At 64.8% G+C, this 26,355-nt stretch carries 25 protein-coding genes and 1 riboswitch; of the genes, 13 read left to right on the top strand and 12 right to left on the bottom strand.

All coding sequences use genetic code 11. The features are described 5' to 3' along the window. Nucleotide 1 precedes the first annotated feature (1 nt). The 11 genes from gspI (at nucleotide 2) to ASF04_RS21925 (ending at nucleotide 12,596) form a co-directional block, all read left to right on the top strand. The gene (gene gspI, locus ASF04_RS21875) at nucleotides 2-376 is read left to right on the top strand and encodes a type II secretion system minor pseudopilin GspI (protein ID WP_056146675.1); all 375 of its coding nucleotides are present in this window, start codon (nucleotides 2-4) and stop codon (nucleotides 374-376) included. Continuing rightward, entirely contained in the window at nucleotides 373-1,005 is a 633-nt protein-coding gene (locus tag ASF04_RS21880) for a prepilin-type N-terminal cleavage/methylation domain-containing protein (RefSeq protein ID WP_082488947.1), read from the top strand. Before gspI ends, ASF04_RS21880 begins: the two co-directional genes overlap by 4 nt. Further along, on the top strand, nucleotides 1,005-2,057 hold the full coding sequence (gspK, locus tag ASF04_RS21885; RefSeq protein WP_056146677.1) for a type II secretion system minor pseudopilin GspK: 1,053 nt from the start codon (nucleotides 1,005-1,007) through the stop codon (nucleotides 2,055-2,057). Before ASF04_RS21880 ends, gspK begins: the two co-directional genes overlap by 1 nt. After that, entirely contained in the window at nucleotides 2,054-3,310 is a 1,257-nt protein-coding gene (gene gspL, locus ASF04_RS21890; protein WP_056146679.1) for a type II secretion system protein GspL, read from the top strand. The genes gspK and gspL overlap by 4 nt, the downstream gene beginning before the upstream one ends. Beyond that, nucleotides 3,307-3,837, top strand: coding sequence for a type II secretion system protein GspM (gene gspM / locus ASF04_RS21895; RefSeq protein WP_082488948.1), 531 nt, complete (start codon nucleotides 3,307-3,309; stop codon nucleotides 3,835-3,837). Before gspL ends, gspM begins: the two co-directional genes overlap by 4 nt. Nucleotides 3,838-3,859: 22 nt before the next feature. After that, on the top strand, nucleotides 3,860-4,636 hold the full coding sequence (gspN, locus tag ASF04_RS21900) for a type II secretion system protein N (RefSeq protein ID WP_056146681.1): 777 nt from the start codon (nucleotides 3,860-3,862) through the stop codon (nucleotides 4,634-4,636). Between the two features lie 12 nt (nucleotides 4,637-4,648). Continuing rightward, nucleotides 4,649-6,994, top strand: a complete 2,346-nt coding sequence (gene gspD, locus ASF04_RS21905; RefSeq protein ID WP_056146685.1) for a type II secretion system secretin GspD — start codon at nucleotides 4,649-4,651, stop codon at nucleotides 6,992-6,994. Between the two features lie 13 nt (nucleotides 6,995-7,007). Beyond that, a complete protein-coding gene (gspE, locus tag ASF04_RS21910; protein ID WP_056146687.1) occupies nucleotides 7,008-8,429 on the top strand; it encodes a type II secretion system ATPase GspE in 1,422 nt (473 codons plus the stop codon). Nucleotide 8,430: 1 nt separating this feature from the next. Next, a complete protein-coding gene (gene gspF, locus ASF04_RS21915; RefSeq protein WP_019924716.1) occupies nucleotides 8,431-9,651 on the top strand; it encodes a type II secretion system inner membrane protein GspF in 1,221 nt (406 codons plus the stop codon). A 15-nt stretch (nucleotides 9,652-9,666) separates the two neighbouring features. After that, the gene (locus ASF04_RS21920) at nucleotides 9,667-10,326 is read left to right on the top strand and encodes a type II secretion system protein N (protein WP_056146689.1); all 660 of its coding nucleotides are present in this window, start codon (nucleotides 9,667-9,669) and stop codon (nucleotides 10,324-10,326) included. Nucleotides 10,327-10,394: 68 nt separating this feature from the next. Beyond that, on the top strand, nucleotides 10,395-12,596 hold the full coding sequence (locus ASF04_RS21925) for a patatin-like phospholipase family protein (protein WP_229205173.1): 2,202 nt from the start codon (nucleotides 10,395-10,397) through the stop codon (nucleotides 12,594-12,596). A gap of 27 nt (nucleotides 12,597-12,623) precedes the next feature. On the opposite strand, the gene ASF04_RS21930 is transcribed toward ASF04_RS21925, so the two are convergent. The 9 genes from ASF04_RS21930 to ASF04_RS21970 all read right to left on the bottom strand — a co-directional run bounded on the left by ASF04_RS21930 (nucleotide 12,624) and on the right by ASF04_RS21970 (nucleotide 20,457). Beyond that, the gene (locus ASF04_RS21930; protein WP_056146693.1) at nucleotides 12,624-13,373 is read right to left on the bottom strand and encodes a helix-turn-helix domain-containing protein; all 750 of its coding nucleotides are present in this window, start codon (nucleotides 13,371-13,373) and stop codon (nucleotides 12,624-12,626) included. A 208-nt stretch (nucleotides 13,374-13,581) separates the two neighbouring features. Further along, nucleotides 13,582-13,794 carry a hypothetical protein gene (locus ASF04_RS21935; protein ID WP_056146695.1) on the bottom strand — a complete coding sequence of 71 codons (213 nt, stop codon included), beginning with the start codon at nucleotides 13,792-13,794 and terminating at the stop codon, nucleotides 13,582-13,584. Between the two features lie 10 nt (nucleotides 13,795-13,804). Continuing rightward, nucleotides 13,805-15,151, bottom strand: coding sequence for an ATP-dependent protease ATPase subunit HslU (hslU, locus tag ASF04_RS21940; protein WP_200931133.1), 1,347 nt, complete (start codon nucleotides 15,149-15,151; stop codon nucleotides 13,805-13,807). Next, nucleotides 15,148-15,690 carry an ATP-dependent protease subunit HslV gene (gene hslV, locus ASF04_RS21945; protein ID WP_019924722.1) on the bottom strand — a complete coding sequence of 181 codons (543 nt, stop codon included), beginning with the start codon at nucleotides 15,688-15,690 and terminating at the stop codon, nucleotides 15,148-15,150. Before hslV ends, hslU begins: the two co-directional genes overlap by 4 nt. Before the next feature lie 157 nt (nucleotides 15,691-15,847). Then, nucleotides 15,848-16,291 carry an RNA polymerase-binding protein DksA gene (dksA, locus tag ASF04_RS21950; RefSeq protein WP_019924723.1) on the bottom strand — a complete coding sequence of 148 codons (444 nt, stop codon included), beginning with the start codon at nucleotides 16,289-16,291 and terminating at the stop codon, nucleotides 15,848-15,850. Nucleotides 16,292-16,437: 146 nt separating this feature from the next. Beyond that, a complete protein-coding gene (locus tag ASF04_RS21955; protein ID WP_056146697.1) occupies nucleotides 16,438-17,502 on the bottom strand; it encodes a GTP-binding protein in 1,065 nt (354 codons plus the stop codon). A 131-nt stretch (nucleotides 17,503-17,633) separates the two neighbouring features. Continuing rightward, nucleotides 17,634-18,620 carry a tyrosine recombinase XerC gene (locus ASF04_RS21960; protein WP_056146699.1) on the bottom strand — a complete coding sequence of 329 codons (987 nt, stop codon included), beginning with the start codon at nucleotides 18,618-18,620 and terminating at the stop codon, nucleotides 17,634-17,636. 2 nt (nucleotides 18,621-18,622) lie between these two features. Continuing rightward, nucleotides 18,623-19,291, bottom strand: coding sequence for a DUF484 family protein (locus tag ASF04_RS21965; protein ID WP_019924726.1), 669 nt, complete (start codon nucleotides 19,289-19,291; stop codon nucleotides 18,623-18,625). A gap of 104 nt (nucleotides 19,292-19,395) precedes the next feature. Continuing rightward, the gene (locus ASF04_RS21970) at nucleotides 19,396-20,457 is read right to left on the bottom strand and encodes a porin (RefSeq protein WP_056146701.1); all 1,062 of its coding nucleotides are present in this window, start codon (nucleotides 20,455-20,457) and stop codon (nucleotides 19,396-19,398) included. A gap of 407 nt (nucleotides 20,458-20,864) precedes the next feature. Here ASF04_RS21970 and ASF04_RS21975 point away from each other — a divergent pair, with 407 nt between their 5' ends. Continuing rightward, entirely contained in the window at nucleotides 20,865-22,106 is a 1,242-nt protein-coding gene (locus ASF04_RS21975) for a tetratricopeptide repeat protein (RefSeq protein ID WP_082488949.1), read from the top strand. Nucleotides 22,107-22,219: 113 nt separating this feature from the next. Here the strand turns inward: ASF04_RS21975 and dapF are convergent, their stop codons facing one another. From dapF to ASF04_RS21990, 3 genes are read right to left on the bottom strand one after another with little or no spacing between them, the layout of a single operon-like run. Then, nucleotides 22,220-23,083, bottom strand: coding sequence for a diaminopimelate epimerase (gene dapF, locus ASF04_RS21980; RefSeq protein ID WP_056146703.1), 864 nt, complete (start codon nucleotides 23,081-23,083; stop codon nucleotides 22,220-22,222). Between the two features lie 3 nt (nucleotides 23,084-23,086). Next, nucleotides 23,087-23,965, bottom strand: a complete 879-nt coding sequence (locus tag ASF04_RS21985; protein ID WP_056146705.1) for a lipid A biosynthesis acyltransferase — start codon at nucleotides 23,963-23,965, stop codon at nucleotides 23,087-23,089. Then, the gene (locus tag ASF04_RS21990; protein ID WP_056146707.1) at nucleotides 23,962-24,813 is read right to left on the bottom strand and encodes a lysophospholipid acyltransferase family protein; all 852 of its coding nucleotides are present in this window, start codon (nucleotides 24,811-24,813) and stop codon (nucleotides 23,962-23,964) included. The genes ASF04_RS21985 and ASF04_RS21990 overlap by 4 nt, the downstream gene beginning before the upstream one ends. Before the next feature lie 199 nt (nucleotides 24,814-25,012). On the opposite strand from ASF04_RS21990, the gene metK reads away from it, so the two are divergent. Next, on the top strand, nucleotides 25,013-26,179 hold the full coding sequence (metK, locus tag ASF04_RS21995; RefSeq protein WP_019924733.1) for a methionine adenosyltransferase: 1,167 nt from the start codon (nucleotides 25,013-25,015) through the stop codon (nucleotides 26,177-26,179). An 88-nt stretch (nucleotides 26,180-26,267) separates the two neighbouring features. Beyond that, nucleotides 26,268-26,334, top strand: a riboswitch (S-adenosyl-L-homocysteine riboswitch). Nucleotides 26,335-26,355 lie beyond the last annotated feature (21 nt).

A 26,355-nucleotide genomic window follows, 5' to 3' on the forward strand; every position in this document is an offset into this window, starting at 1 on the left:
CATGCGCCGCTCTTCAGCTTATTCCTCCGGCTTTACCCTGCTCGAAGTGCTGGTCGCCCTGGTGATCGTGGGCACCGCGCTGGGCGCCTCGCTGCGCGCTGTGGGCAGCCTCACCCAGAACAGCGCCGGCCTGCGCGCGTCGATGATGGCCACGTGGTCGGCCGAGAACCGGCTGGTGCAACTGAGCCTGGCCCGCACCTATCCGGCCATCGGCAAGCAAACCTTCGAATGCCCGCAGGGCGACCTCAAGCTGATGTGCGAGGAGGCCGTGATCGCCACGGCCAATCCGCGCTTTCGCCGGGTGGAGGTAAGCGTGTATGACCAGGCCAACCCGGAGCGCCGCATCATCAAGCTGGCACAGGTGCTCAGTCCATGATGCCGCAGTCGATGCCGAAGCACCGGCCGCGCCCGCGTGGCTTCACCCTGATCGAATTACTTGTCGCAATCACCATCCTGGCGTTTGTGGCGGTGCTCGGCTGGCGCGGGCTCGACGGCATCATCCGCTCGCGCGATGCGCTGACCACGGAAATGGCCTACACGCGTGGCCTGCAACTGGCGTTTGCCCAGCTGCAAAGCGACTTGTCCAGCCTGGCCAACTCGAGCTATCTGAATCGCCGTCCGATGATCGCGGCCGAAAACAACCGCATCACGCTGGTGCGCATGGCGATGCTGGAAAATGAACCTACGCGGCTGCTGGTGGTCTCATACCGGGTACGCGAAGATGGCGTGCTGGTGCGCCTAGAGTCGAACGCCACCCGCGACCTGCGCGAGCTCGACACCCTGTGGCAGGCTGCGCTCAGTGACACCGGCACATCGGCCAACGTGGTGTTGCAGTCGGGCGTACAGGGGATGACCATGCGCTACTGGGCCGACAACCAGTGGCTGCCAGCCAGCGGCACCGCGCCCGTGAGTGGCACCGGCGTGCCGACCGGGCTGGAAGTGACGCTGACGGTGCGCGGACAGGAAGTGCCGCTGGTGAAATCCTACCTGCTGGGGGAACTGTGATGGCCGCCCGCCCACGCCAACTCTTGCGCCAGCGCGGCGTCGCGGTGGTGACCGCGCTGCTCTTGACCACGCTGGCGGTGACCATCGTGGCCAGCCTGTTCTGGCAGCAGCAGGTGCAGGTGCGCTCGATGGAAAACCAGCGCCTGCAATTCCAGACGCGCTGGATCGTGCGCGGCGCACTGAGCTTGAGCAGACTGATCCTGCAAGTGGACTTCTTCAGCAAGGGCGGCTTGACCATCGAAAACGGCATCTGGGCCCAGCCGCTCGAAGAAACCAGGATCGACGACTACATCGAACGCGAACAGCGCGAGAGCGAGAATTTCAATGCCACGCTGTCCGGCCAGATTGTGGATGCGCAGTCGCGTTACAATCTGACCAATCTGTCCAATGGCCGCGCGATCAGCCCGACCGATGTGGCGATGTTCGAGCGCCTGCTGACCCAGTTGCAGCTCAACCCCAGCCTGGCGCTGCCGCTGGCCAGGCAGGTGGCAAGCTCCCAGCCAGCGCCCACGCCGGCGACCGGCGCGGGGACTGGCACCAGTACTGGAACCGGCACCGGCACCGGCAGCACGACTGCGGCGCAGTCGGGGGCGAGCGGTGGCACGGAGCCGATGGGGCTGGTGCGGGTCGATGATTTACTGTCGGTGAGCGGGTTCACGCCGCAGGCGATGGAGCGGCTGCGGGACTTTCTGATCATCCTGCCGCAGCGCACCTTGCTCAATGTGAATACGGCGCCGGCCGAGTTGCTGGCGGCACTGTCGCCCAACCTGCCGCTGGCCGACGCCACCGTGATGGTCAATGCGCGCAAGCGCGGCGGCTTTTACCTTGACGTGGCAGGCTACAAGAACCAGCCGCAGCTGCAGGCCGCCAACCGCACGCCCGGCGACTTCGATGTAAAAAGCAGCTTCTTTCTGGTCTATAGCCGGGTGCGGCTGGACCGGGCGGCGCTCGATGCGGTGTCGCTGTTGCAGCGCAATGGTACCTCCGGGCAGAGCACGGTGTTGTGGATACGGGAAAACGAGAACGGCGATCAACGAAAGCGAGAATTTTGACTACTTTATTTATCCGCTACCCGGCCAAGGCCAGCGTCGACAGCGGCGCCGCGCAGACCTGCGCATTCGCGCTGGTGGCCGACGGCGGCGCCGTGCAACAGCAGGGCAACGCACCGCTGGGCAACCTGGGCGCCATGGTGGCGTCCGCGCGCCGCGTGACCTTGCTGCTGGCCGCGTCCGACGTCACGCTGCTGCGTGTGAAAACCCCGCCGCTGGCGCCCGCGCGCCTGAAGGCGGCGCTGCCGGCGCTGGTGGAAGAACACGTGCTGGGCGATGTCGCGGACTGCGTGCTGGCCGCGTCCGGCAATGGCCCCGACGGCCTGCGCACGGTGGCCGTGGTGCAACGGGCCTGGCTCGAGGTGCTGGTCAAGGCGCTGATCGCCCAGGGCGCGCACAGCGTGTCGGCGGTGCCGGCGCAACTGTGCCTGCCGTTCCAGCCCGGCTCTGTGTCCGCCAGCCTGCAGACCAACGACGCCGGTTTTGAATTGACCATGCGCCGCGATCAGTTCGACGGCCTGGGCCTGACCCTGCCGGCGCAGCCATCGGCCGCGCTGCACACGGTGCGCGCGCTGGCCGGCGCCGAGCCGGTCACGCTGTACCTGCCGGCCGACGAGATCCAGCGCTTCGCGCCGCTGCTGGTGGACGTCAACCAGCATGGCGACAGCCTGACGCTGGAAGAAGACCGCTGGGAGCACTGGGTGGCGTCGGCCCGCGCCGCCGGCCTCGACCTGGCGCCAGCGCTGGGTGCTTCAGGCGCCGCCGCGCGGGAATGGCGCCGCTGGCGCTGGCCGCTGCGGCTGGCCGCGCTGGCGCTGCTGGTCAACGTGGTGGGCCTCAATATCGATTACCTGGGCCAGAAGCGTGACATGGCCGCCGTCGAGCAATCGATGGCGCAGGCGTTCCAGTCGGCGTATCCGAACCAGCCGCTCAGTGTCGATCCGATCCGGCAAATGCGCCAGAACGTGGAACGCGCCAAGGGCGGCGACGGCCAGGCGCCGAACGACAGCTTCGTGGCGCTGTCGGTGGACGTGGGCGAAGTGCTGGCCACGCTGCCCAGGCGCGATGTGGTGGCCAGCATCGATTACCGGGAACGCGCCTTGCAGGTCAAGGTCAAACCCAATACGGTCGATGGCGCCGCCATGGCGCAGGTACGAGCCGCGCTGGAAGCGCGCCAGCTGGAATTGTCGGAAGCCACGCCGGGCACCTGGCAGATCCGTCGCAAGGCCACCCCCAAACCATCGGCGAAGGCATGAGCAGCATGAGTAACATGAGCAAGTTGCAACAGAAACTGCAAGACGCCCGCGGCCGCGCCGCCACTTTCTGGCTGGCGCGTACCGAGCAGGAACGCAAGTTCCTGGCGGTGGGCGGCGTGGTGCTGGGCCTCGGCCTGTTCTACGGCGTGCTGCTCGACCCGGCGCTGACCGGGCGCGCGCGGCTGGCGACGGAATTGCCGCTCAAACGCCAGCAGGCAGCGGAAATGCAATCGCTCGCGCGCGAAGCGGTGGCGCTGCGCGGCCAGACCAGTGTCGCCCCGCCAGCGATGACGCGCGAAAGCCTGGCGGCCAGCATGGCGGCGCAGGGCCTCGGTTCGCCCACGGTGAACATCACCGGCGAGTACGCCAAGGTCCAGCTCACCAACGTGCCGTTCGCGGCGGTGGTGACCTGGCTGGAATCTGCGCGGATGGACAGCCGCATCGCCGTGCAGGACGCCAATTTTGTCGCGCAGGACGTGGCCGGCATGGTCAACGGCAATATCACCTTGCGCCAGAGCCTGCAATGACGATCTTCCCGAAAGCCCGTCCGTGAAGCGCGCCCTGCTGTGGGTGGCTACCTGCGTGCTCAGCGTGCTGTTGACGCTGGCCATTTTCTTTCCCGCCGCCTGGCTCGGTTCGCTGGTCGAACAGCGTACCGGTGGGCGATTGACCCTGGGCGACGCGCAGGGTACGCTGTGGCGCGGTTCCGCCTTCATCGGCGGCGCGGCTGGCGGCAATGGCCCGGTCACGCCGCTGCTGCCTGGACGGTTTACGTGGACCGTTTCGCCGCTGGCGCTGATCGGCATGGTCGATCTGCGGCTGGAGAACCCGGAGGCGCTGGCGCAGCCGGTCACCTTCAAGGGCAGCTGGTCGCAGTGGCAACTGAGCGCGTCGGCGCTGCTGCTGCCGGCCGAAGGCCTGTCCGGGCTCGGCGCGCCGCTCAATACGCTGGCGCCAAGCGGCAGCATGCGCCTGTCGTGGACCGGGCTCGAGCTGGTGCTGGACAAACAACAGATCGCCGTCAACGGCCGCACCACGCTGGAGATGACGGACATGTCGTCGCGGCTGGCGCCGGTGCGCCCGCTCGGCAGTTATGCGCTGGCGCTCGACTGGCGCGGCCAGCAGGCGGCGCTCACGCTGAGTTCCGTCAAAGGCCCCCTGCTGCTTAGCGGCAGCGGTAACCTGAACCGTGGCCGCCTGAATTTTTCCGGGCAGGCCGAAGCAGCACAAGGATACGACGACGTGCTGGCCAATCTGTTGAGTTTGCTAGGTCAGCGCCGCCCCGGTAGTGACCGCACCATCATCGCTTTAGAGTTCCATTCTTAAAAGTTCAGCCCCATGAAAAAACAGAGCCCAACCCAACTTCCCGCGCTGCGTCGCCTGAACGCCGCTGCGATGCTGTGCTGTGCGCTGGTGGCGCCCGCCGCCACGGCGCTGCTGCCGGGCGTCGCGCACGCCGCCAAGGCCGCCACCGGCAGCGGTAACGATGACGCCGCCGCGCTCAATTTCGTCGGCGCCGACATCGAATCGGTGATCAAGGCCGTGGGCCACTACACCAACATTACCTTCGTGATCGACCCGCGCGTCAAGGGCACGTTGACGCTGGTATCGGAAAAATCGATCACCAAGTCGCAGGCGTTCAGCCTGCTGACCTCGGCGCTGCGCCTGCAGGGCTTTGCGGTGGTGAGCGGCGACGGCTACGCCAAGGTGGTGCCGGAGGCGGACGCCAAGCTGCAATCGTCGCCCACGCAAGTCGGTTCGGCGCCTACCCAGATCAAGGGCGACCAGATCGTCAGCCAGATCTTCCAGCTCAACTACGAGTCGGCCAACAACGTGGTCACCGTGTTGCGCCCGCTGATTTCGCCCAACAACACCATCAACGCCAACCCTGGCAACAACACGGTGGTGATCACCGACTACGCGGACAATCTCAAGCGCCTGGCGAAAATCATCGCCGCACTCGACGCGCCCGCCACGGCCGATCTCGACGTGATCCCGGTGCGCTACGCGATCGCCAGCGACCTGGCCGCCATGATCAACAAGCTGATGGATGCCAGTGGCGGCGGGGCTGCCGCTGGCGGTGGCGATGCCGGCCGCGTCAATGTGCTGGCTGATCCGCGCACCAATTCGCTGGTGCTGCGGGCGCCGTCGCTGGCGCGCGCCAACCTGGCCAAGTCGCTGATCGCCAAGCTCGACCAGCCTACCCAGGAACTGGGCAACGTCCACGTGGTGTACCTGAAAAATGCCGAAGCCGTCAAGCTGGCGCAAACCCTGCGTTCGCTGGTATCGGGCGACACGTCCAATCCCAACCAGACCAGCGGCGGCACCAGCAATAACAACCAGGGCATGAACAGCAACTCGTTCGGCGGCCAGAGCAGCAATACCGGCATGAATTCCGGCTCGGGCAGCAATACCGGCGGCACCAACGGTCCCACCAACCCTCTGCTGACCGGCAATAACAACCAGCAGCAACAGGGCGGTGGTGGCCAGGCCGGCTTCATCCAGGCCGACGCCACCACCAATACCCTGATCATTACCGCGCCCGAATCGATCTACCGCAACCTGCGCGCGGTGATCGACCAGCTCGACGTGCGCCGCGCCCAGGTGTACATCGAGTCGCTGATCGTGGAAGTGTCGTCCGACAAGGCGTCCGAATTCGGCGTGCAGTGGCTGGGCGCCACCGGCGACGCCAACAGCAAGTACCGCCTGGGCGGCGTACAGTCGTCTGGCGTGGCCGGCGCCAACAACAACATCCTGGGCGTGGCGCAGGCGCTCAGCAATACGTCCTCCGCCACGGCTGCCAACCTGCCCGGCGCCGGCCTGACCGTGGGTATTTTCAAGCAGGTCGCCGGCGGCCTGGGCCTGGGCGTGCTGGCCCGTTCGCTCGAATCGGACGGCAATGCCAACGTGCTGTCCACGCCAAACATGATCACGCTCGACAACGAACTGGCCACCATTTCGGTCGGCCAGAACGTGCCGATCCTGACCGGCCAGTTCACCACCACCTCGGGCACCAACACCAACCCGTTCCAGACCATCGACCGCAAGGAAGTGGGCCTGACGCTCAAGGTGCGGCCGCAAATTTCCGAGGGTGGCACCATCAAGCTGGCGATTTACCACGAGACCTCGAGCGTGGACCAGTCCACCCTGTCCGCCGCCGCCGGCATCACCATCAACAAGCGCGTGATCGAAAACAACGTGGTGGCCGACGATGGCCAGATCATCGTGCTGGGCGGCCTGATCGAAGACACCGAGGGCGACAGCGTCGATAAAACCCGTGGCCTCGGCGATATTCCGATCCTGGGCAACCTGTTCAAGTACCAGAAACGGTCGCGCAAGAAAACCAATCTGATGGTGTTCCTGCGCCCGGTCGTGATCCGCAGCAAGGAGCAGAGCACCAGCCTGGCTACCGACCGCTACGACTACATGCGCGGCGCCCAGGAGGCGATCAAACCGCCGGACAGCATCCTGGTCAAGGACCTGGGCCAGCCGATGCTGCCGAATATGCAGAGCGGCCAGCCGACCGCCAGCGGTACGCTGGCGCGGCCGATCCAGACCGTGCCGTCGCAAGTGGTGCCGGGCCGCGCCGAGAATCTCGTGCCGCAGCCGCAACAACCGCAACCGCAGCCACCGCAGCAACCGCAGCAGCCGCAGCCGCTCTATCAACCGCAGCCGCAACAATGATGGAACGCCTGCAATGAACAACCTTTTGCCCTTCGCCTTTGCCCGCGATTACGTGGTGCTGGCGCAGCCGAGCGATACCGCCGAGAACACGGTGGACGTGCTGGTGTGCGGCGCCACCGCGCCGGCCGCCATTGCCGAGGTGTCGCGCCGGTTCGGCCGCATCCAGCTCAAGAACCTCACCCGCGCCGACCTCGAGATCGCCATTGCCACCGCGTACGCGGGCGCCGGCGGCAACGCCTCGATGGTGGCCGACGAGTTCGACGCCAATCTCGATCTGACCAAGCTGCTGCAGGACGTGCCGGCCATCGAGGACTTGCTCGAATCATCCGACGATGCCCCGGTGATCCGCATGATCAACGCGCTGCTGACGCAAGCGCTGCGCGACAGCGCGTCCGACATCCACATCGAACCGTTCGAGCAGACGTCGGTCGTGCGCTTCCGCGTCGATGGCGCGCTGCGCGACGTGGTGCGCCCGCGCAAGGCCATCCACGGCTCGCTGATTTCGCGTATCAAGATCATGGCCCAGCTCGATATCGCCGAGAAGCGCCTGCCGCAGGACGGTCGCATCACCTTGCGCATCGGCGGCAAACCGGTCGATGTGCGCGTTTCCACCTTGCCGACCGGCCACGGCGAGCGCGCCGTGTTGCGTCTGCTGGACAAAGAGGCAGGGCGCCTCGATCTGAACCACCTGGGCATGAGCGCGACCATGCTGCCCAAGTTCGACGCACTGATCAACCAGCCGCACGGCATCGTGCTGGTGACCGGTCCGACCGGCTCCGGCAAGACCACCACGCTGTACGCGGCGCTGTCGTTGTTGAACGCCAGCACCACCAACATCATGACGGTGGAAGACCCGATCGAGTACGACCTCAACGGCGTCGGCCAGACCCAGGTGAACGCCCGCATCGACATGACCTTTGCCAAGGCCCTGCGCGCCATTCTGCGCCAAGACCCGGACGTGATCATGATCGGCGAGATCCGCGACCTGGAAACCGCGCAGATCGCGGTGCAGGCGTCGCTCACCGGCCACCTGGTGCTGGCCACCCTGCACACTAACGACGCCGCCGCCGCCGTCACCCGTCTGTTGGACATGGGGATCGAACCGTTCCTGCTGTCGTCGTCGCTGCTGGGCGTGCTGGCCCAGCGCCTGGTGCGCAAACTCTGCGGCCACTGCAAGAGCTTTGACGGCCAGCTGTGGCAGCCGGTCGGCTGCGAGCACTGCGGCCATACCGGCTATACCGGCCGGGTGGGCGTGTACGAATTCCTCGAGACGACCGAGCAGATCCGCGCGCAAATCCACAACCGCGCGTCGGAAGCGGAGGTCAAGGCTGCTGCGGTTGCCAGCGGCATGATCACCATGCGCGAGGACGGCGAGCGCTGGCTAGCCAGCGGTGTCACCACCCAGGCCGAGCTGCTGCGCGTGACGAAAGACTAAGATGCCAGCATTCCGTTACGAAGCCGTCGATGCCGGCGGCGCCACCAAGAAAGGCGTGCTCAACTCCGACAGCGCCCGCTCGGCGCGCGCCGAGCTGCGCACGCTGGGCCTGGTGCCGCTCAAGGTGGATGCGATTGCCGCCCAGGTCGATGCCGCCGGCGTGGCCAAGCGCCGCGGCTTTGGCGAGCGCCTGTCCACCACCGAGCTGGCGCTGTTTACGCGCCAGATGGCCAGCCTGCTCGAAGCCGGGCTGCCGCTCGAACAGGCATTCACCGCGCTGCTGGAGCAGGCCGAACGCGCGTACCTGCGCGACCTGATCGCCTCGATCCGCGCCGAGGTGATCGGCGGCGCCGCGCTGTCCGATGCCCTGAGCCGCCATCCGCGCGACTTCGCCGAAATTTATCGGGCGCTGGTCGCCTCGGGCGAACAGATCGGCCAGCTCTCGCGCGTGCTGTCGCGCCTGGCCGATTACATCGAGCGCCGCAACGCGCTGGTGCAAAAGGTGCGCCTGGCGTTCACGTATCCGGCGATCGTGACCGTGGTGGCGTTTGCCATCGTGATCTTCCTGCTCACCTACGTGGTGCCGCAGATCGTTTCGGTGTTTGCCAATACCAAGCAAAAGCTGCCGCTGCTCACCGTCGTCATGCTGGCGATTTCCGACTTCGTGCGCAACTACGGCATCGTGGTGGCGATCGCGCTGATCGGCGCCTGGTTCGCCTGGCGCCGGGCGCTGGAAAATCCGTCGCTCAAGCGGCGCTGGCACACCTGGCTGCTGACTGCGCCGTTGTACGGCAAGTTCGAGCGCAGCCTCAACACGGCGCGCTTTGCCAGCACGCTGGCGATCACCACCGGCTCCGGCGTGCCGATCCTGCGCGCGCTGGAAACCAGCCGCGACACCCTGTCCAACGTTGCCATGCGCGAACTGGTGGAAGAGGCCAGCGACGCCGTGCGCGAAGGCGTGAGCCTGGCGCGGTCGCTGTCAGCCCAGCGCCACTTCCCGCCCATGCTGGTGCACATGATCCGCGCCGGCGAAATCACCGGCGAGCTGCCGGCCATGCTGGACCGTGCCGCTGCCGCCCAGGAAGCCGACCTCGAGCGTCGCACGCTCACCATCGCCGGCCTGCTCGAACCCGCGCTGATCCTCGCCATGGGCGTGGTCGTGCTCTTGATCGTGCTGGCGGTGCTGATGCCTATTATCGAAATCAACCAGCTTGTGCGCTGACCCGGAAAGACCGTTATGAAGCGTTTGCCCCTGTTTGTTACCGTCCTGGCCGTGGCGCTGTTGTCCGCGTCGCTGGCCTATTGGGTGCTGCAGTTTAACCAGCCCCGCCAGCGCGCGATTGCCGCGCCGCCACCGGCCCCGCCTGCCGCCCTCAACCTCGATGCCGCCAAGGGCCTGTTTGGCGGCCAGATTACGGTGGCCACCGCCAGCAACTACCAGCTCAAGGGCGTGGTAGCGGCGGTTGGCAGCGGCAACGGCCGCGACAGCGCCGCCATCCTGGCGATGGACAACCAGCCGGCCCAAGCCTACGGCCTGGGCCGCGAAGTGTCGCCCGGCGTGACGGTCAAGGAAATCCATCCGAGGTTCGTGCTGCTGTCCGAAGGCGGCGCCATCAAGCGGGTGGACCTGCCCAGCGATGCCGGCGCCACCAGTACCGCGCCAGCACTGCCGGCGATCCAGCCGGTGCAGACCCCGCCACCGGTCATGCCGGCGCCGCAGGTGCAAATGCAGCCGGCACCGGCCATGCAGCCGCCCGGCACGGTGCCGCCGGCCGCCGGCCAGCAAAATCCCCGGCCCCAGAACAACCCCGGCGCTCCCAGCGATACCAATAACCCCAACACGCCCAACAACCCTAACGCGATCGGCCCGGTCCCCGGCTTCGGCCGCCAACAATGAACCGGGTTCAACCCATGACAGGTTTTCGCCTCCTGGCCGCAGCTTTGTGCTGCGGCTTTTTCTTGTCCGTGACGGTTGCTGATGCTGCCAGCGCCGACGCGCCCGTAGTTACCGGTCCAGCGTTGCCTGCCACGCCGGCGGCACCAGCTACCCGTCCCAAGGTGGCGCTTGTGCTCTCCGGTGGCGGTGCGCGTGGCTTCGCCCACATTGGCGTGCTCAGGGCTCTGCAGGAATTGCGGGTGCCGGTCGATATCGTGGTGGGGACCAGCATGGGTAGCGTGGTCGGTGGCGCTTATGCGGCTGGCAGCTCGGTCGAGCAACTGGAGCTGCTGGTGCGCCGCACCGACTGGGCAGCGGTGGTGGCCGACCGCCCGCCGCGCGACGAGCTGGTGTTCCGCCGCCGCGAGGAAGATTTATTGCTGCCCTCGCGCATCGAGCTGGGCGCCAAGTGGGACGGCGTGACCCTGCCGCCGGCCGCCGCCGGCAACGAGGCGCTGGAGCTGGCCTTGACGCGGGTGCTGCCGCACGGCGCGCGCGACAAGCCGGTCAACCTGCTGCAACTGCCGTTTCGCTCGGTGGCGTCGGACCTGGTGACGGGCGAATTGGTCGAGCTGTCCGACACGCCGCTGTTCCTGGCCATGCGCGCGTCGCTGGCGGTGCCGGGCGTGTTTGCGCCGGTGCGCATCAAGGACCGGCTGCTGGTCGATGGCGGCCTGGTGCGCAACCTGCCGGTGGACGTGGCGCGCGAGATGGGCGCCGACATCATCATTGCCGTCAATGTCGGCACGCCGCTGGCGCAGGAGAAGGAACTGGTCAGTGCAGTGAGCGTGGCGCAGCAGATGCTGCAAATCCTTACCGAGCAGAACGTGCAGCGCTCGCTCAAGGAACTGCGGCCCGACGACATCCTGCTGGCACCGGACCTGGGGGGCATCGGCTTCCTCGACTTTACCCGCCACGACCGCGCCATGCGGGCGGGGGAAGCGGCGGTGCGCGCCATGAGCGACAAGCTGGTCGGCCTGGCGCTGCCCGAGGGGCAGTACGCAGCGTATGAATTGAGCCGGCTGTCGGCGCCGGTGCCGATCGACCAGCCGATGCGCCTGGCCAAGCTCGAGGTCGCGCCGAGCGGCCACATCAATCCCAACGAACTGGCCGCGCAGTCGGGCCTCAAAGTGGGGCAAATGGTCACCGGCGAGCAGGCCCAGCGCGCTGGCAATTCGCTGTTCGGGCGCGGCGACCTGGCGCGGGTAGAAACCGAGGTGCGCGACGATGGTGATGGCCGCAGCGTGCTGATCAAGCCGACCGAGGCCGACTGGGCCCGCAGCCGCCTGCGCGTGGGGCTCGAGTTCAGCAGCGATTCGCATGACAACAACACCTTCCAGTTCAAGTTCATGCACGTGCTATCGTCGGTCAACGACTGGGGCGCCGAGCTGCGCACGGTGGTCAACCTCGGCACCCAGCGCGCGTTCGGCACGCAGTTCTGGCAACCGCTGGGCGCGGGTTCGCAATGGTACGTGGCGCCGTCGCTGCAGCACGGCATCGTCGCGCGCGACATCTTCGACAGCAGTGGCTTCCGCCAGGCGCGCTACGGCTACAACGCCCACAGCGCCACCTTTGCGATCGGCCGCCAGCTGGGCCGCTGGGGAGACCTGCGCTACAGCGTGTCGCGCCAGCGCGCCAACTATCAGCAGACCATTCCCTACCAGTCGCAGAGCACCAGCGACCGCGAAACCGTGCGCGCACTGTCGTACAGCGTGGACAGCCTCGACACCATCGCCTTCCCCACCCGGGGCCGGCTGTTCAACATCGAGTGGCAGGGCCGGGAAAACGGCGACGCCAACGCTGCCGTCGCCACCCAGCAGCGGGTGCAATGGCTCGAAGCATTCCACCTCGACCGCTGGGCCGGCCACGTCTATGGCGAATGGTCGCGCAACCGGGGCGCCTCGTCCACGTCGAGCCTGGGCGGCTTCCTGCGCCTGTCGGGCACCATGCCCGAATCGGTGGCCGGCGCGCGCACCGTGCTGGCGCGGGTGGTGACGGCGCGCAGCATCGGCAGCATGCCGGCCGCCCTGGGGGGCGACGTACGGGTAGGGTTCTCACTGGAAACCGGCGGCGCCTACAGCGACAACGCCTCCCTGCACCGCAACACCCTGCGCCAGGCAGCCAGCGCGTTCATCTCGGTCGATACCCGGTTCGGCCCGCTGTACTTCGGCGCCGGCAAGACCCGCGATGGCAGTACCAGCGGGTATTTGTTCCTGGGGCCGGTTTGGTAATGTGTATCGGATAAACTGTCGGCGAGCCTATTGCGCTGGCGACTGCGCGCGCCTGAGTGCGGTAAATGCCGCGAACTCCCACGACCGGAAGCCGACCAGCAAGGTAAAACCATCGCGGTCGCCTGGTGCCAGTTTGCGGTCGCCCTGGTGCAGGCGGGCCAGTTCGCCCGCCAGTTGCTGGATGCGGCCCACCAGTTCCTGGGCGCTCGGCAGCGACAGCCGCGCAGGCAGGCACAGCAGGGTTTCGCCGGCGCCGTCGAAGCTGCCGCTGAAGTAATCGCTGACCGCGTGGTCGCGGAAAAATTGCTGCACCGGGCCGTCCGGTAGCCAGCGGAAGGCGTTCGAGACGCGCAGCCGGTAACGGTTCAGCGGTTTCAATTCGATCACGCCCAAGCGGTCGAGCTCAGCCAGCAGCATGATGCATTCGGGTTCAGTGAGGGTGTAGGTTTCCAGTACCTGCTCCACGGTCCAGTGGCCGAGGCAGCAGATCGCCATCAGTAGCAGGTGCGGGTGCGCCAGCAGCGCTTTTTCCTGGGTGAGGGTGAGGGCGTCGGTTTGCGGGGTGGCGTCGGCAGCGCCGCGCAGCACGTCTTCCATCGGCACGCCGGCAGCCTTGCAGATCTGGGCCAGGCGCGAGAGCGCCATATCTTGCTGGCCGAACATGCGCTTGACGCTCGATTCACTCATGCCGATGCGCTCGGCCAGCATTTTGTAGGTGACGCCGGCGGTGCGCATCTGCGTGCGCAGCACCTGCAACAGCAATTCGGGAGAGCTCATGGTCCGCCTGGTCGGTGTGATAAGGTATCGTAGCACGATACCAGGCGTAGTGAAAAGTGATGCCTGGGACAATCCGCTAGGACTGGGCGGGAAATGGGAGGACACTGCTTGCATGGATAGCGAGCCGACGCCAGCACCGGCGTCCGCCGCAGATCCAGACCAATTCCAGCAAGGGCCTCGAACACGGCAACGTGTTTCGAGGCCTTTTTTATGACTGGTCGGGGTCGGCCTTGGGATCGATTTTGGCCAGCAGCCGCTTGGCCGCCTGGCGCTCGGCAGACTGCGGCTTGGCATGCGGTCCGGCGCCACCGGCGCGCGCCTTGGCAGCGACCGCCACCGGGTTGCGCGGCGGCGGCGATGGCGGCACCCGCGTGGGCGTTACTTGTTTCTTTTGCCGCGTTGCCAGTGCCTTGTTTGCCATCACTAACCCCTCACAGTACGTAACGTGACAAATCCTCGTTGACTGCCAGCGCGTCAAGCCGCTCGTTGACATAGGCAGCGTCGATCGTGACGACCTTGCCGCTGGTTTCGCTGGCGGAGAACGATACTTCTTCCAGCAGCTTTTCCATCACCGTGTGCAGGCGGCGCGCGCCGATGTTTTCGGTGCGCTCGTTGACCGAGAACGCGATTTCCGCCAGGCGCGTGATGCCTTCCTGCGAAAACTCGATTTTAACGTCTTCGGTAGCCAGCAGCGCCTCGTACTGCTTGGTCAGACACGCATCGGTGCTGGTCAGAATGCGTTCGAAATCGGCAATCGACAGCGATTCCAGTTCCACGCGGATCGGGAAGCGGCCCTGCAACTCGGGGATCAGGTCCGACGGCTTGGCCAGGTGGAATGCGCCCGACGCGATGAACAGGATGTGGTCGGTACGGATCATGCCGTACTTGGTGTTGACCGTGGTGCCTTCCACCAGCGGCAGCAGGTCGCGCTGCACGCCGGCGCGCGAGACGTCGCCGCCGCCGATCTCGGAACGGGTGGCGATCTTGTCGATCTCGTCGAGGAACACGATGCCGTTCTGCTCGACGTTCTGGATCGCCTTCTGCTTCATTTCCTCGTCGTTGATCAGCTTGGCGGCTTCTTCCTCGACCAGGAATTTCATTGCCTCCTTGATCTTGACCTTGCGTGCTTTTTTACGCGTGTTGCCGATGCCCGAGAACATCGATTTGATCTGCTCGGTCATTTCTTCCATGCCCGGCGGCGCCATGATTTCCATTTGCGGACCGGCATCGGCGATTTCGATCTCGATTTCTTTTTCGTCGAGCTCGCCCTGGCGCAGGCGCTTGCGGAAGGTCTGGCGCGTGCTGTCGCCTTCCTTCGGTGCGTCGGTCGCGGTGCTATTGCCAGGCTGGAAGCCGAAGTCGCGCGGCGGCGGCAGCAGGATGTCGAGCACGCGGTCTTCCGCTGCGTCTTCGGCGCGTGCGCGCACCTTGGCCATTTCGGCCAGGCGGGTTTGCTTGATGCCGATGTCGATCAGGTCGCGGATGATGGTATCGACGTCGCGGCCCACGTAACCGACTTCGGTGAACTTGGTCGCTTCGATCTTGATGAACGGCGCATCGGCCAGCTTGGCCAGGCGACGGGCGATCTCGGTTTTACCCACGCCGGTGGGGCCGATCATGAGGATGTTCTTGGGCGTGATTTCGTGGCGCAGCGGTTCTTCGACCTGCTGGCGGCGCCAGCGGTTGCGCAGGGCGATTGCCACTGCCTTCTTGGCCTTGCCCTGGCCGACCACGTGTTTGTCGAGTTCGCCGACGATTTCCTGGGGAGTCATGTTCATGCGGGTTCCAGTGTTTCGATGATGTGGTTCAAGTTGGTGTAGATGCACAACTGGCCGGCGATCGTCAGTGATTTTTTGACCACTTCCGCAGGCGAGAGTTCCGTATTTTCCACCAGCGCCTTGGCGGCGGACTGGGCGTACGTGCCGCCCGAGCCGATCGCACCCACGCCATCTTCGGGCTCGAGCACGTCGCCGTTACCGGTGATCACCAGGGTCGATTCGCTGTCGGCCACCAGCAGCATCGCTTCGAGGCGGCGCAGCACGCGGTCGGTGCGCCAGTCCTTGGCCAGTTCGACCGAGGCGCGCAGCAGATTGCCCTGGTGTTTTTCCAGTTTGCCTTCGAAGCGGTCGAGCAGGGTGAAGGCGTCGGCGGTGCCGCCGGCGAAGCCGACCAGGACCTTGCCGTTATACACCTTGCGCACCTTGCGGGCCGTGCCCTTCATGACGATGTTGCCGAGCGTGACCTGGCCATCGCCGCCGAGCGCGACTTCCTTGCCGCGTCGCACGCACAAGATGGTGGTGCCGTGAAATTGTTCCATGTTGACCTCGAATATTCAGTTGGTTGATGCCGCACTGCGTCTTGAAGGGGGAAATGGGGACGGAAAACGCAATTGCAATCCCCGCGCCCGGCACGGCGCCAGGGCAAAAAAAAGCACGCGGGATCAGGCGCGTGCTTGGGTAGGTATTGCCTGGCGGTTAATCGCCGTACAGCTTTTGCTTCAGTTCGCGGCGCTGCTGCGCTTCCAGCGACAGCGTGGCGGTCGGGCGGGCGATCAGGCGCGGGATGCCGATCGGCTCCCCGGTCTCTTCGCACCAGCCGTAGTCGCCGCCGTCGATGGCCACGATCGATTGCTGGACTTTTTTGAGCAGCTTGCGCTCGCGGTCGCGCGTGCGCAGTTCCAGCGCGTGTTCTTCCTCGATGGTGGCGCGGTCGGCCGGATCGGGGACCAGCACGGTTTCGCGCAGGTGCTCGGTGGTTTCGCCGGCGTTCTTGAGCAGCTCTTTTTCAAGCTGTTGCAATTTCGCCTTGAAAAACGCCATCTGCGCCGGGTTCATGTAGTCCTTCTCATCCATTTTGAGAATTTCTTCTTCGGTCAGGATGCGTTCGGCTGCGGTCGATTTATTAGTTTTAGTGGTCATAACTTCGCTTACCTTCGATACGACAGAGTTTTCAAATTGATCAGCAGAAGGGCCCCAGGCCGTTGCGCTGCACCGGTATCCGCCAGTGGGCTTGCCAGCTTGCAGATGGTGTGGTGTTTATGCTATCCCCACAAAACCCGGATAGTTTATACCAGACATTGTTCTAATCCGCTAATAAAGATATCTTTTGGCAGATTTTTACCTATAAATACCATTTTGCTGCCACGGACCTCGTTTTCACCCCATTTTGCGCCGAGGTCGCTCCCCATGATCTGGTGCACGCCCTGGAACACCACCTTGCGATCGGCGTCCTGCATTAACAATACGCCTTTATAGCGCAGCATGCGAGGACCATAGACATTGACCAGCCCGCCCAGGAATTCGTCGAGCTTGGCGGTGTCGAACGGACGTGTGCTTTTGAAGACAAACGCGGCGATGTCGTCGCTGTGGTGGCCGTGATGGTGGTTATGTTCGTGCCCGTGATCATGGCCATGATGCTCGTGGCCATGGTTGTGGCCGCAATGTTCGTCATGGACGTGGTCGTCGTCATGGACCTGGTCGGTGGCCAGGAAATCCGGGTCAAGCTCGAGCTTGTCGTTGAGGTTGAAGCCTTTCAGGTCCATCACCTCGGCCAGCGGCGCGCGACCGAAGTCGGCGGTGCTGATCGGCGCGCGCGGGTTGATGCGTTTCAGGCGCGCGGTCAGCGTGGCCAGTTCGTCCGGCGTGACCAGGTCGGTTTTCGAGAGCAGCAGCTTGTCGGCAAAACCTACCTGGCGCTGGGCTTCCTCGTGCTGGTCCAGCTGGTCCATCGCGTGGCGCGCATCGACCACCGTCACCACGGCGTCAAGCATGAAGTGAGCGCCTACTTCTTCATCGACGAAGAAGGTTTGCGCCACCGGACCCGGGTTGGCCAGGCCGGTGGTTTCAATGACCACGCGATCAAACGTGAGCTCGCCGGCTTCGCGCTTTTGCGCCAGGCTGGACAGCGCTACGATCAGGTCGCCGCGCACGGTGCAGCAGATGCAGCCGTTGTTCATTTCGACGATTTGCTCGCCGCTGTCCTGGACCAGGATTTCGTTGTCGATGTTTTCCTGGCCGAACTCGTTTTCAATCACGGCTATGCGCATGCCGTGCGGTTCCTGCAGGATGCGGTTGAGCAGCGTGGTCTTGCCGGCGCCAAGAAAGCCGGTCAGGATCGTGGTAGGTATCATATGCGCGCGCCAGTCTGGTGTGTGGGTCCCCTAGATGGGGATCAAGTGCAAAAATGCAATCGCTGATTATGCCGGAAAATTAATCGGAACCATGTTTCGTCCGATTGAGGCGCGTCAGTACGTCCAGCGGCTTATTTGATCTTGGCGCGCGGATGCGCTTTGTCGTAGACGTCGGCCAGGTGCTGGAAGTCGAGCGCCGTGTATACCTGGGTGGAACTGATGCTGGCATGCCCCAGCATGTCCTGCACCGCCCGCAAGTCGCCCGACGATTGCAGCACATGCGAGGCAAACGAGTGGCGCAACATGTGCGGGTGCACATGCACCGGTGCGCCGCTGGCCACGCCGTGCGCCTGCAAGCGCTGCTGGATCACGCGCGGCGACACGCGGGTGCCGCGCGTGCTTAAAAACAAGGCAGCGCTGCCGTCGGTGGGAGCGGGGCGCACCGCCAGCCAGGCCGCCAGCGCGGTCATTGCCGCGCTGCCCACCGGCACCACGCGGCGCTTGTTGCCCTTGCCGGTCACGACCACTTCGCGGTTTTCCAGCACCACCCAGCCGAGCGCATCTTTGCCGGGCGTGACGTCGAGGCCGGCCAGTTCCGATACCCGCAAGCCGCTGGAATACAGCAATTCGAACATGGCGCGGTTGCAGAGCTCGGCCGGTTCCGCGCCGCCCTTGCCATCGCTGCCGGCGGCGCGCAGCTGCAGATGGGCCGGGGCCACCAGCTGGACCGCGTCGTCCACCGACAGCGCCCGTGGCAAAGTTTTGGCGCGCTTGGGGGCGCGCACGCCTTGCACGGGGTTGGCGGCGAGGGTGGTCTGGGTACCGAGCCAGTCGAAAAAGCCGCGCCAGCTCGAGAGCTTGCGGGCGATCGAACGCGGATCGAGCTCGCGCGCATGCAGCTTCGACGTCAGGCGGCGAACCAGGAAATGATCGATATCGGTCCAGTCGCGGCCTTCGGCCAGCGTACGCAGTTCGACCAGGTCGCGCCCATAGGCGGCGGTAGTGTTGTTGGAAAGTTGCCGGCCGTGGCGCAGGTGCGCCAGGTAGTCGGCGATCCAGTCGCGGCCCGCTGCCGGGCCAGCAGCAGGCGTAGCAGCGGGCACACCGGCGCCAGCCATGGTCAGGCCAGCAGCCAGGCCAGGGCGGTGCTGCTGGTTTCGCCCATGTGGACCAGGAAGTCGGTGGCCATCAGCGAGGTGAAGCGGTTGGCATCGGCCGAACCCATCACCAGCAAACCAAAGGCCTGCTTGTCGCCGGTCTTGCGCAGCGGGATGATCACGGTGGAGACCACGCTGGCCGAGTCATCGAGCCAGCGCACGGCTTCAAAATCCTTGTTGCTGCCGCAGTAAGGCGACAGCAGGCTGTTGGCGAAGATGCGCACATCTTCGGTCACGCCCTTGGTGAACCATTCGTCGGCGTAGTCTGGCGCGGTGTTCCACAGGCGCACGGTCACTTGCGGCACGTCGAACGCGGATTTCAGGCCGCTGACCACCGAGTGTGGCATGGAACCCACATCTTCCGCTTCCAGCAGCACCTTGGTCCAGCGGTGGAACTTGTTGGCGATGGCTTCGTTTTCCGACGCCAGGCGCATCAGATTGCTCATGCGCAGTTCCAGCGTCTTGTATTTCTCGCGCATCACTTCCATTTGCCGTTCCTGCAACGAGACGGTGCGGCCCATCATGGGGCTGGCAAGCTTGATTTCACCGAGCAAATCGGCATGTTCGACGAAGAAATTCGGATGCTCGGTGAGGTATTGCGCGACTAGTGTGGAATCCAGTGGGACGGTCATGGCTGCTCTATCGAAATCGGGGTGGGAACTAGCCGACCATTCTACCCGACACGGGCAGAAAAGACGGACAAGGTTGCCCTTGTCCGTGCTTGCCCCTGCAGCCGTCAGAAGTTGTGGTGGATGCCGACGCTGAAGAAGTTGAACGCGGTGACCGCTTTCTTGCGCGTGGCGTCCGCATACAGGTACGTGCGCGGCGACAGGTTGTAGTCGTAGCCGATCGAGTACTGGCGCGTTTTGGCGATGCCCGGATCATTGAACTGGTTGTCCGGGCGTTTCTGGCCATAGCCGGCCCGGATCAGACCCGCACCGAGCGTGTAGTTGGCGCCCAACACCCAGCCCTTGGTTTCAGGATTGATGAGCACGCTTTCTTCCTGGTCCTGCTTCTGGTACGTGGCCATCAGCTTGAGCGGCTCGATCGGCTTGAACCAGCCGCCCACCGACCACAGCGTGGTGTCCACCGCGTTGCGCTCGTAGGCGGCGTAGGCGGAGAACTTGCCTTGCGTGGCCGTGGCGCTGACCGAGTACGGCACCACGGCTGCCTGGCTGTTGGCCGGGAACTGCGGCGCCAGCGCGGTGCCCCGGCCGATGATGGCGGGGTTGTTGTTGGCTTCCTTGGACGCCACCGTGACGTTGAGCTGGAAGATGCCGGCGATCAGCGGCGTGTTGTAGAACACGGCGTTGGAGAAGCGGTTGAGCGAGTTGCCGGCCGGGCTGAGCGGATCGCTGGTGTAGCCGGCCACTTGCAGGTCGGTCTGGTAACCGGCCACGGCGGGCATGCCGCTCCAGGGTTCGTACGCGGTGCTGGTCTCCTGGAAGGCGGTCAGGCCACGGCCGAGACGCAGCGTGCCGAAGTCCCCTTGCAGGCCCACCCGCGACTGGCCCTGGAACAGCGGCCGGGAGTTGCTTTCGATGGTGCCGGTATCGGGCTCGTAGCGGATCTCGAGCTGGAACAGGGCCTTCAGGCCACTGCCCAGGTCTTCGACGCCGCGAAAGCCCAGCTTGTTGTTGTCGCGCTTGCCCACCACGGTGGGCGTGTTGGGGCCGCTGCGATTGGCAATGCCGGCATCGAGCGTGCCGTAGATGGACACCGACGATTGCGCATGCGCGCCGCATGAGGCGCCAGCGAACGCGCCGGTAAGTGCCAGGGCCACGAGAGATTTTTTCATTGATAGGTTCCTTTTTTAAGTAGATCGAACAAGCGTCCGCCGCTGTATCGGTACTGGTAGGTCCTTGGTTCGGAACCTTAAAGGCTCGCCGGGAAAATTGCGCGGGAGTGGTCGATTGAGGAGGCCAGTCTTGGTTGAAAGCCCCGCAACGACAGCTGCTTGTGGTTTTTTTGAAACGCGGGAGTGTGCCCGCCAGGTCTCGCTTTCTTCGGAACGGTTACGCTAACTCCTTTCAATCGGGTACTAAAACAGCTCTAGCCTACAAGCGCGGGCAGGGTGCTCGATTTGTGAGAGATCAAGCCATGGCGCGGTTTCCCTAGGATGTGGCGTGGATCGCACGCTACACTGGACGACAACTCCGCACTTCCCAACCCTCTGTTCCTGATCAATCTTTCCCCGCCTAAACGATGGTCAATCGAGCTGAACTAGGCGTCATCCGTGGCGCGCGCGCCGGCGATGCCGCTTGCCAGCTGGCCCTGGGCAAGCTGTACCTGTTCGGCGGCGCCAGCCTGCCGCGCAACATGCCCACCGCGCTGCACTGGCTCAACCGCGCGGCCCGCCAGCAGCAGGCTGAAGCGTGGATGCTGATCGGCAGCCACGTGCCGTTCGAGCATGCGCGGCACTGCGTGGACGAAGTGTTGCCGTGGTACGAGCGTGCCTTCGCGGCCGGGGTCGAGCAGGCTGGAGTGGTGCTGGCGCAACTGGCGCCGCCGAATCACGTGGAAATGCAGGAGGCTTTGCTGCGCAAGGCGCGCTTTGACGTGCTACCCGCCGAGTCTGCCTGGGATGGGCTGGCGCCGCTGCACAATCGCGGGCTCGCCGCAGTGCCGCGAGAACCGTCCGTAGAAAATCGCGAACAGGCCGCGCAGGCCGGCGACCGCGCGGCGCAACTGGCGCTTGGTTTGTGGTTCGCGCGCCTGCAGCGCGATGGCAGTCGGCAGCCGGACGGCATCGCCACCGTCAACTTCAAGCGCGCGATCCGCTGGCTCACGCTGGCCGGTGAACAGGGCGATCCCGATGCCTGGTTTGCGCTCTCGCGCATCTACATGAAACCGGAGTTTTCGCAGCGTAGCGTGGCCGAGGCGCAGGTCTGCCTGGAGCGTGCAGCCGAGCTGGGCCATCGAAACGCTCAGCGCGAGTGCGGCCTCTATGCGTGGCGTCACCGCCGCCACGAAGCGGATGGCGACGTGCGCGCGATGTACTGGCTGCAGAAAGCGACGGCCCAGGGGTGCGAGCAGGCGCAGCGGCAGTTGGCGCGCATCGCCCCGGCGCCGCGCGCGGCCGCGTGGGGCCCGGCACTGCTGGCCCTGGCGCCGGCAGCATTGCACACGCTGGCCATGCGCCAGCCGTTGCTGGCGGCGCGGCTGACGCTGGCACGTGCCTTCGGTTTGAACCGGGCCGAAGCGTTGTTACTTGACGTGAAAGAGGCCGATCACGGCCATTGCCTGGTGGTCGATATCCGCGCCAGTTACGGGCGCAGCAAGCGCCGCCTGATTGCGCTGCGCACGGCGCAGGACCGGCAACTGCTGGACCAGGTGGTGGCGCAGTTCGACCGGCTTGATGGCTGCCTGGAAGGGAATTACCGCCAGCGCTTGTACCGCCTCAAGACCTGCTTGCCGGCGCTGGCGGACGAACTTTCGACGGCGTGAAACCAGCCGGCTTGAAAACCGCCGGCTTCAAGCCCATTGACTTGAAACCCACTGGCTTGAGGCCCAACAGCTTGAAGCTCTTAAGGCAGGCGCAGCGCTGGCAGCCTGGCTAGTTAAATCTCGATCTCGCCCTCGAACACCGTCACCGCCGGCCCCGTCAACAGCACCGGCTCACCCTCGCCAGCCCAGCTGATCGACAACTGTCCGCCGCGCGCATCGACCCGTACCGGGCTGTCGAGCACGCCACGGCGGATACCGGCCACTGCGGCCGCGCAGGCGCCGGTGCCGCACGCGAGCGTCTCGCCCACGCCGCGCTCGAACACGCGCAGCTTGACGTGCTGGCGGTCGAGCACTTGCATGAAGCCAGCATTGACGCGGTTCGGAAAACGCACATGGTGCTCGATCAGCGGGCCGGTCAGTTCCACCGGCGCCGTCTCGACGTCATCGACGATTTGTACCGCGTGCGGGTTGCCCATCGAGACCGCCGAGATCAGCACGGTTTCGCGCGCGCCGCCCAGTTCCAGCAGCAGCGGCCACAGCGTGTCCTGCGCCTGGGCTTCGCCCTGCAAGCCCTCGGCATGGAACGGTACCCTGGCCGGTTCCAGCACGGGTGCGCCCATGTTCACGGTGATGCTGCCATCGAGTTCGAGGCGCGGCGCGATGATGCCGGCCTTGGTTTCCACCGTGATGCTGCGCTGGTCGGTCAGGCCTTTTTCCGCCACGAATTTGACGAAGGCGCGCGAACCGTTGCCGCATTGCTCCACTTCGCCGCCGTCGGCGTTGAAGATGCGGTAGCGGAAATCGCACCCGGGTTGCGTCGGCTTTTCCACCAGCAGGATCTGGTCGGCGCCCACGCCGAAGCGGCGGTCGCCCAGCAGTTGCCATTGCGACGGGGTGAAGTCGATGTGCTGGTTGATGCCGTCGATGACCACGAAGTCGTTGCCGGCGCCGTGCATTTTGGTGAATTTGAGTTTCATAGTTTATTTACGACGTGGATACAACGATGGTTCGCCATTCGGGCGGGTCTTGAAGCGCTTGTGCGTCCAGAAATATTCAGCCGGGGCTTCGCGCACGCGCTCCTCGATGAACTCGTTCATGCGGCGGGTGGCGGCCACCATGTCGGGGCCGGGATAATTGTCCCACACCGGGTAGAATTTCACACGCCATCCCTGGTAATTCGGCAGGAACGTGGCGATCACCGGCATCACCTGGGCGCCGGTGGTGGCGGCGATGCGCGCGGTGGCGGTCAGGGTGGCCGCGTCGATGCCGAAGAACGGCACGAACTCGGCATCCTTCTCGCCGAAGTCCATGTCCGGCAGCATGAAGTAAGGCAGCTTGTCGCGCAGCGCGCGCAGGATCGGCTTGATGCCGTCCTGGCGCGTGAACAGTTTCACCGGCTTGAAGCGGGCCCGGCCGGCGCGCAGCACCTGGTCGAACGCGGCGTTCTTTTGCGTCACGTACATCGACGACGCGCTGGCCACCATCGCGATCGAGGCGCCGGCCACGTCCAGGCACACGAAGTGCGGGCACAGCAAAATAGTCGGTTTGGCTGTCATTTCCGCCACCGGCACCGGGCCCGGTTCCACGGTGATCAGGCGGTTCAGGCGCGCTTCCGACGCCCACCACAGGATGCCGCGCTCCCAGATGCTGCGCGCATAGGCCTGGAAATGCTGGCGCGCCAGCGTCACCCGTTCGGCCTCGGTCAGCTCAGGCATGCACAGGCGCAAGTTGGTCAGCGTGATCTCGCGCCGCGCGCGCAGGACGATAAACAGCAGGCTGCCGGTAAACTTGCCAAATCGGCCCAGCACGGGCAACGGCAGCCAGTGCAGCAGCCACATCAATCCGAGTACTAACTTCATGCTGCTTCTCCAGTCTGTGGCGCATCGATGCCGTGGGGCACCTTGTAGCGGTTGTAGCTCCAGTAGTACTGGGTGGGATTACGCGCGATCAGGTGCTCCATCGCGGTGTTGATTGCCTGCGCCTGGCTGGCGGTGTCGCCTTCCAGCGACTCGGTAAACGGCACGAAATGGATCACGTAGCCCTTTCCGCCCGGCAGACGCTCGGCGTACGTGACGATCACGGTGGCGTTGCCCATCTGCGCCAGCTTGGCCGGCAAGGTCATGCTGTAGGCGTCGCGGCCGAAGAAGGTGGCCCATACGCCTTCGCCTTCCTGCGGCACCTGGTCGGGCAGCAGGCCGATCGGCTGGCCTTTTTTGAGGAACTTGGCCAGCATGCGCACGCCGCTCATATTGGCTGGCGCCAGCAGCAGGTTCTTGCGCGCACGCGCGCCTTCGATCAGCGGCTTCAATGCCTCTTTTTTCGGCGGCCGGTACATCACCATCAGCTCGGTGCGCAGGGCGATTTCCTGGGCCACGATTTCAAAGCAGCCCAGGTGGGGCGTGAGGAACACGATGCCGCGCCCGGCGTCGAGCTCGGTTTGCACCAGTTGCCAGTTTTCCAGCGTGGCGTGGCGCGACACGCGCGCCGGATCGGCGCACCAGATGAAGGGCAATTCGATGATGCTTTTACCGGCTTCGGCCACGGCGGCGGACAGGTGCTGCGAGTAGCCGGCCTGGGTCATGTTGTCGCGCATACGGCGCCGGTACGACGGGGATGCCAGGTACACCACCCATCCCAGCGCACTGCCGGCGGCATGCAGGAAGGACAAGGGAAATACGGAAAGGAAACGAAAAATGGGTACGAGCATGAAAGTGTTGTGTGCCTGAGTTTATGCTTGCCTGGTTGCTGGACGAGAAGCAAGTTTTTTTAAAAAAGCGTAAAATAACACGTTAGTAGGAACCGCTGAGTTAATGACAACTTGCGATGCGGGATATAAATATCGCTAAAGCGTCGCAACCCCCGTTGGTGCGCGACAACCATTTTTACCGCCATTTCCAGGAGTTGCGATGTCTAATGATTACCTCTTCACTTCCGAATCTGTCTCGGAAGGCCACCCCGACAAAGTTGCGGACCAGATCTCCGATGCGATTCTGGACGCCATCCTGACCCAGGATCCGAAAGCGCGCGTTGCCGCCGAAACCCTGTGCAACACCGGTCTGGTGGTGCTGGCTGGTGAAATCACCACCCACGCCAATGTGGATTATATTCAAGTTGCCCGCGAAACCATCAAGCGCATCGGTTACGACAATACCGACTTCGGTATCGACTACCGTGGTTGCGCCGTGCTGGTCGCCTACGACAAGCAGTCGCCGGACATCGCCCAAGGCGTTGACGAAGGTGCCGGTATCGACCTCGACCAGGGCGCCGGCGACCAGGGCCTGATGTTCGGCTACGCCTGCGACGAAACCCCGGAACTGATGCCGGCGGCGATCCACTATGCGCATCGCCTGGTCGAGCGCCAGTCACAGCTGCGCAAGGACGGCCGCCTGCCATGGCTGCGCCCGGACGCCAAGTCGCAAGTGACGCTGCGTTACGTCAACGGCCGCCCGGTGGCCGTGGACACCGTGGTGCTCTCCACCCAGCACGCGCCGGAAATGCAACATAAACAGATCGAAGAAGCGGTGATCGAAGAGATCATCAAGCAGGTGCTGCCGCGCGAATGGCTGACTGACACCAAGTACCTGGTCAATCCGACCGGCCGCTTCGTCATTGGCGGTCCGCAAGGCGATTGCGGCCTGACCGGCCGCAAGATCATCGTGGACACCTACGGCGGCGCCAGTCCGCACGGCGGCGGCGCATTCTCCGGTAAAGATCCGACGAAAGTTGACCGTTCGGCAGCGTATGCCGCCCGCTACGTGGCCAAGAACGTGGTCGCTGCCGGCCTGGCGCGCCAGTGCCAGGTGCAGGTGTCGTACGCGATCGGCGTGGCCCGTCCGATCAATATCACCGTGTACACCGAAGGCACGGGCGTGATTCCTGACGAACAAATCGCCAAGCTGGTGATGGAGCACTTCGACCTGCGCCCGAAAGGCATCGTGCAGATGCTGGACCTGCTGCGTCCGATCTACGCCAAGACCGCCGCTTACGGCCACTTCGGCCGCGAAGAGCCGGAATTCACGTGGGAGCACACCGACAAGGCGGCGATCCTGCGCGATGCGGCCGGCCTGAAATAAGCTTGTCGTTCTGCCAGGGTGGTGATGCTGCCCTGCATGTTTTAGCACGTTGCACGTCGTCACCGGCGCGCAACGATGCTAGAATGCCCCTTCCGAGGAGCGCTGCGACGAATCCTTTTCGCCAGGCTCGGAATCTGCAACCGCGCTCACGTTACTTTTTTCTAACTGAAAGGAGG

It is taken from the genome of Duganella sp. Leaf61 (genome assembly GCF_001421905.1).
GTDB classification, from domain to species: domain Bacteria; phylum Pseudomonadota; class Gammaproteobacteria; order Burkholderiales; family Burkholderiaceae_D; genus Rugamonas; species Rugamonas zoogloeoides.

What these genes read in the sequence shown, in the direction of transcription:
- gspI (WP_056146675.1), top strand. Translation starts at nt 2, where the DNA reads ATGCGCCGCTCTTCAGCTTATTCCTCCGGCTTTACCCTGCTCGAAGTG.
- ASF04_RS21880 (WP_082488947.1), top strand. Translation starts at nt 373, where the DNA reads ATGATGCCGCAGTCGATGCCGAAGCACCGGCCGCGCCCGCGTGGCTTC.
- gspK (WP_056146677.1), top strand. Translation starts at nt 1,005, where the DNA reads ATGGCCGCCCGCCCACGCCAACTCTTGCGCCAGCGCGGCGTCGCGGTG.
- gspM (WP_082488948.1), top strand. Translation starts at nt 3,307, where the DNA reads ATGAGCAGCATGAGTAACATGAGCAAGTTGCAACAGAAACTGCAAGAC.
- gspD (WP_056146685.1), top strand. Translation starts at nt 4,649, where the DNA reads ATGAAAAAACAGAGCCCAACCCAACTTCCCGCGCTGCGTCGCCTGAAC.
- gspE (WP_056146687.1), top strand. Translation starts at nt 7,008, where the DNA reads ATGAACAACCTTTTGCCCTTCGCCTTTGCCCGCGATTACGTGGTGCTG.
- gspF (WP_019924716.1), top strand. Translation starts at nt 8,431, where the DNA reads ATGCCAGCATTCCGTTACGAAGCCGTCGATGCCGGCGGCGCCACCAAG.
- ASF04_RS21920 (WP_056146689.1), top strand. Translation starts at nt 9,667, where the DNA reads ATGAAGCGTTTGCCCCTGTTTGTTACCGTCCTGGCCGTGGCGCTGTTG.
- ASF04_RS21930 (WP_056146693.1), bottom strand. Translation starts at nt 13,373, where the DNA reads ATGAGCTCTCCCGAATTGCTGTTGCAGGTGCTGCGCACGCAGATGCGC.
- ASF04_RS21935 (WP_056146695.1), bottom strand. Translation starts at nt 13,794, where the DNA reads ATGGCAAACAAGGCACTGGCAACGCGGCAAAAGAAACAAGTAACGCCC.
- hslU (WP_200931133.1), bottom strand. Translation starts at nt 15,151, where the DNA reads ATGAACATGACTCCCCAGGAAATCGTCGGCGAACTCGACAAACACGTG.
- hslV (WP_019924722.1), bottom strand. Translation starts at nt 15,690, where the DNA reads ATGGAACAATTTCACGGCACCACCATCTTGTGCGTGCGACGCGGCAAG.
- dksA (WP_019924723.1), bottom strand. Translation starts at nt 16,291, where the DNA reads ATGACCACTAAAACTAATAAATCGACCGCAGCCGAACGCATCCTGACC.
- ASF04_RS21955 (WP_056146697.1), bottom strand. Translation starts at nt 17,502, where the DNA reads ATGATACCTACCACGATCCTGACCGGCTTTCTTGGCGCCGGCAAGACC.
- ASF04_RS21960 (WP_056146699.1), bottom strand. Translation starts at nt 18,620, where the DNA reads ATGGCTGGCGCCGGTGTGCCCGCTGCTACGCCTGCTGCTGGCCCGGCA.
- ASF04_RS21965 (WP_019924726.1), bottom strand. Translation starts at nt 19,291, where the DNA reads ATGACCGTCCCACTGGATTCCACACTAGTCGCGCAATACCTCACCGAG.
- ASF04_RS21970 (WP_056146701.1), bottom strand. Translation starts at nt 20,457, where the DNA reads ATGAAAAAATCTCTCGTGGCCCTGGCACTTACCGGCGCGTTCGCTGGC.
- ASF04_RS21975 (WP_082488949.1), top strand. Translation starts at nt 20,865, where the DNA reads ATGGTCAATCGAGCTGAACTAGGCGTCATCCGTGGCGCGCGCGCCGGC.
- dapF (WP_056146703.1), bottom strand. Translation starts at nt 23,083, where the DNA reads ATGAAACTCAAATTCACCAAAATGCACGGCGCCGGCAACGACTTCGTG.
- ASF04_RS21985 (WP_056146705.1), bottom strand. Translation starts at nt 23,965, where the DNA reads ATGAAGTTAGTACTCGGATTGATGTGGCTGCTGCACTGGCTGCCGTTG.
- ASF04_RS21990 (WP_056146707.1), bottom strand. Translation starts at nt 24,813, where the DNA reads ATGCTCGTACCCATTTTTCGTTTCCTTTCCGTATTTCCCTTGTCCTTC.
- metK (WP_019924733.1), top strand. Translation starts at nt 25,013, where the DNA reads ATGTCTAATGATTACCTCTTCACTTCCGAATCTGTCTCGGAAGGCCAC.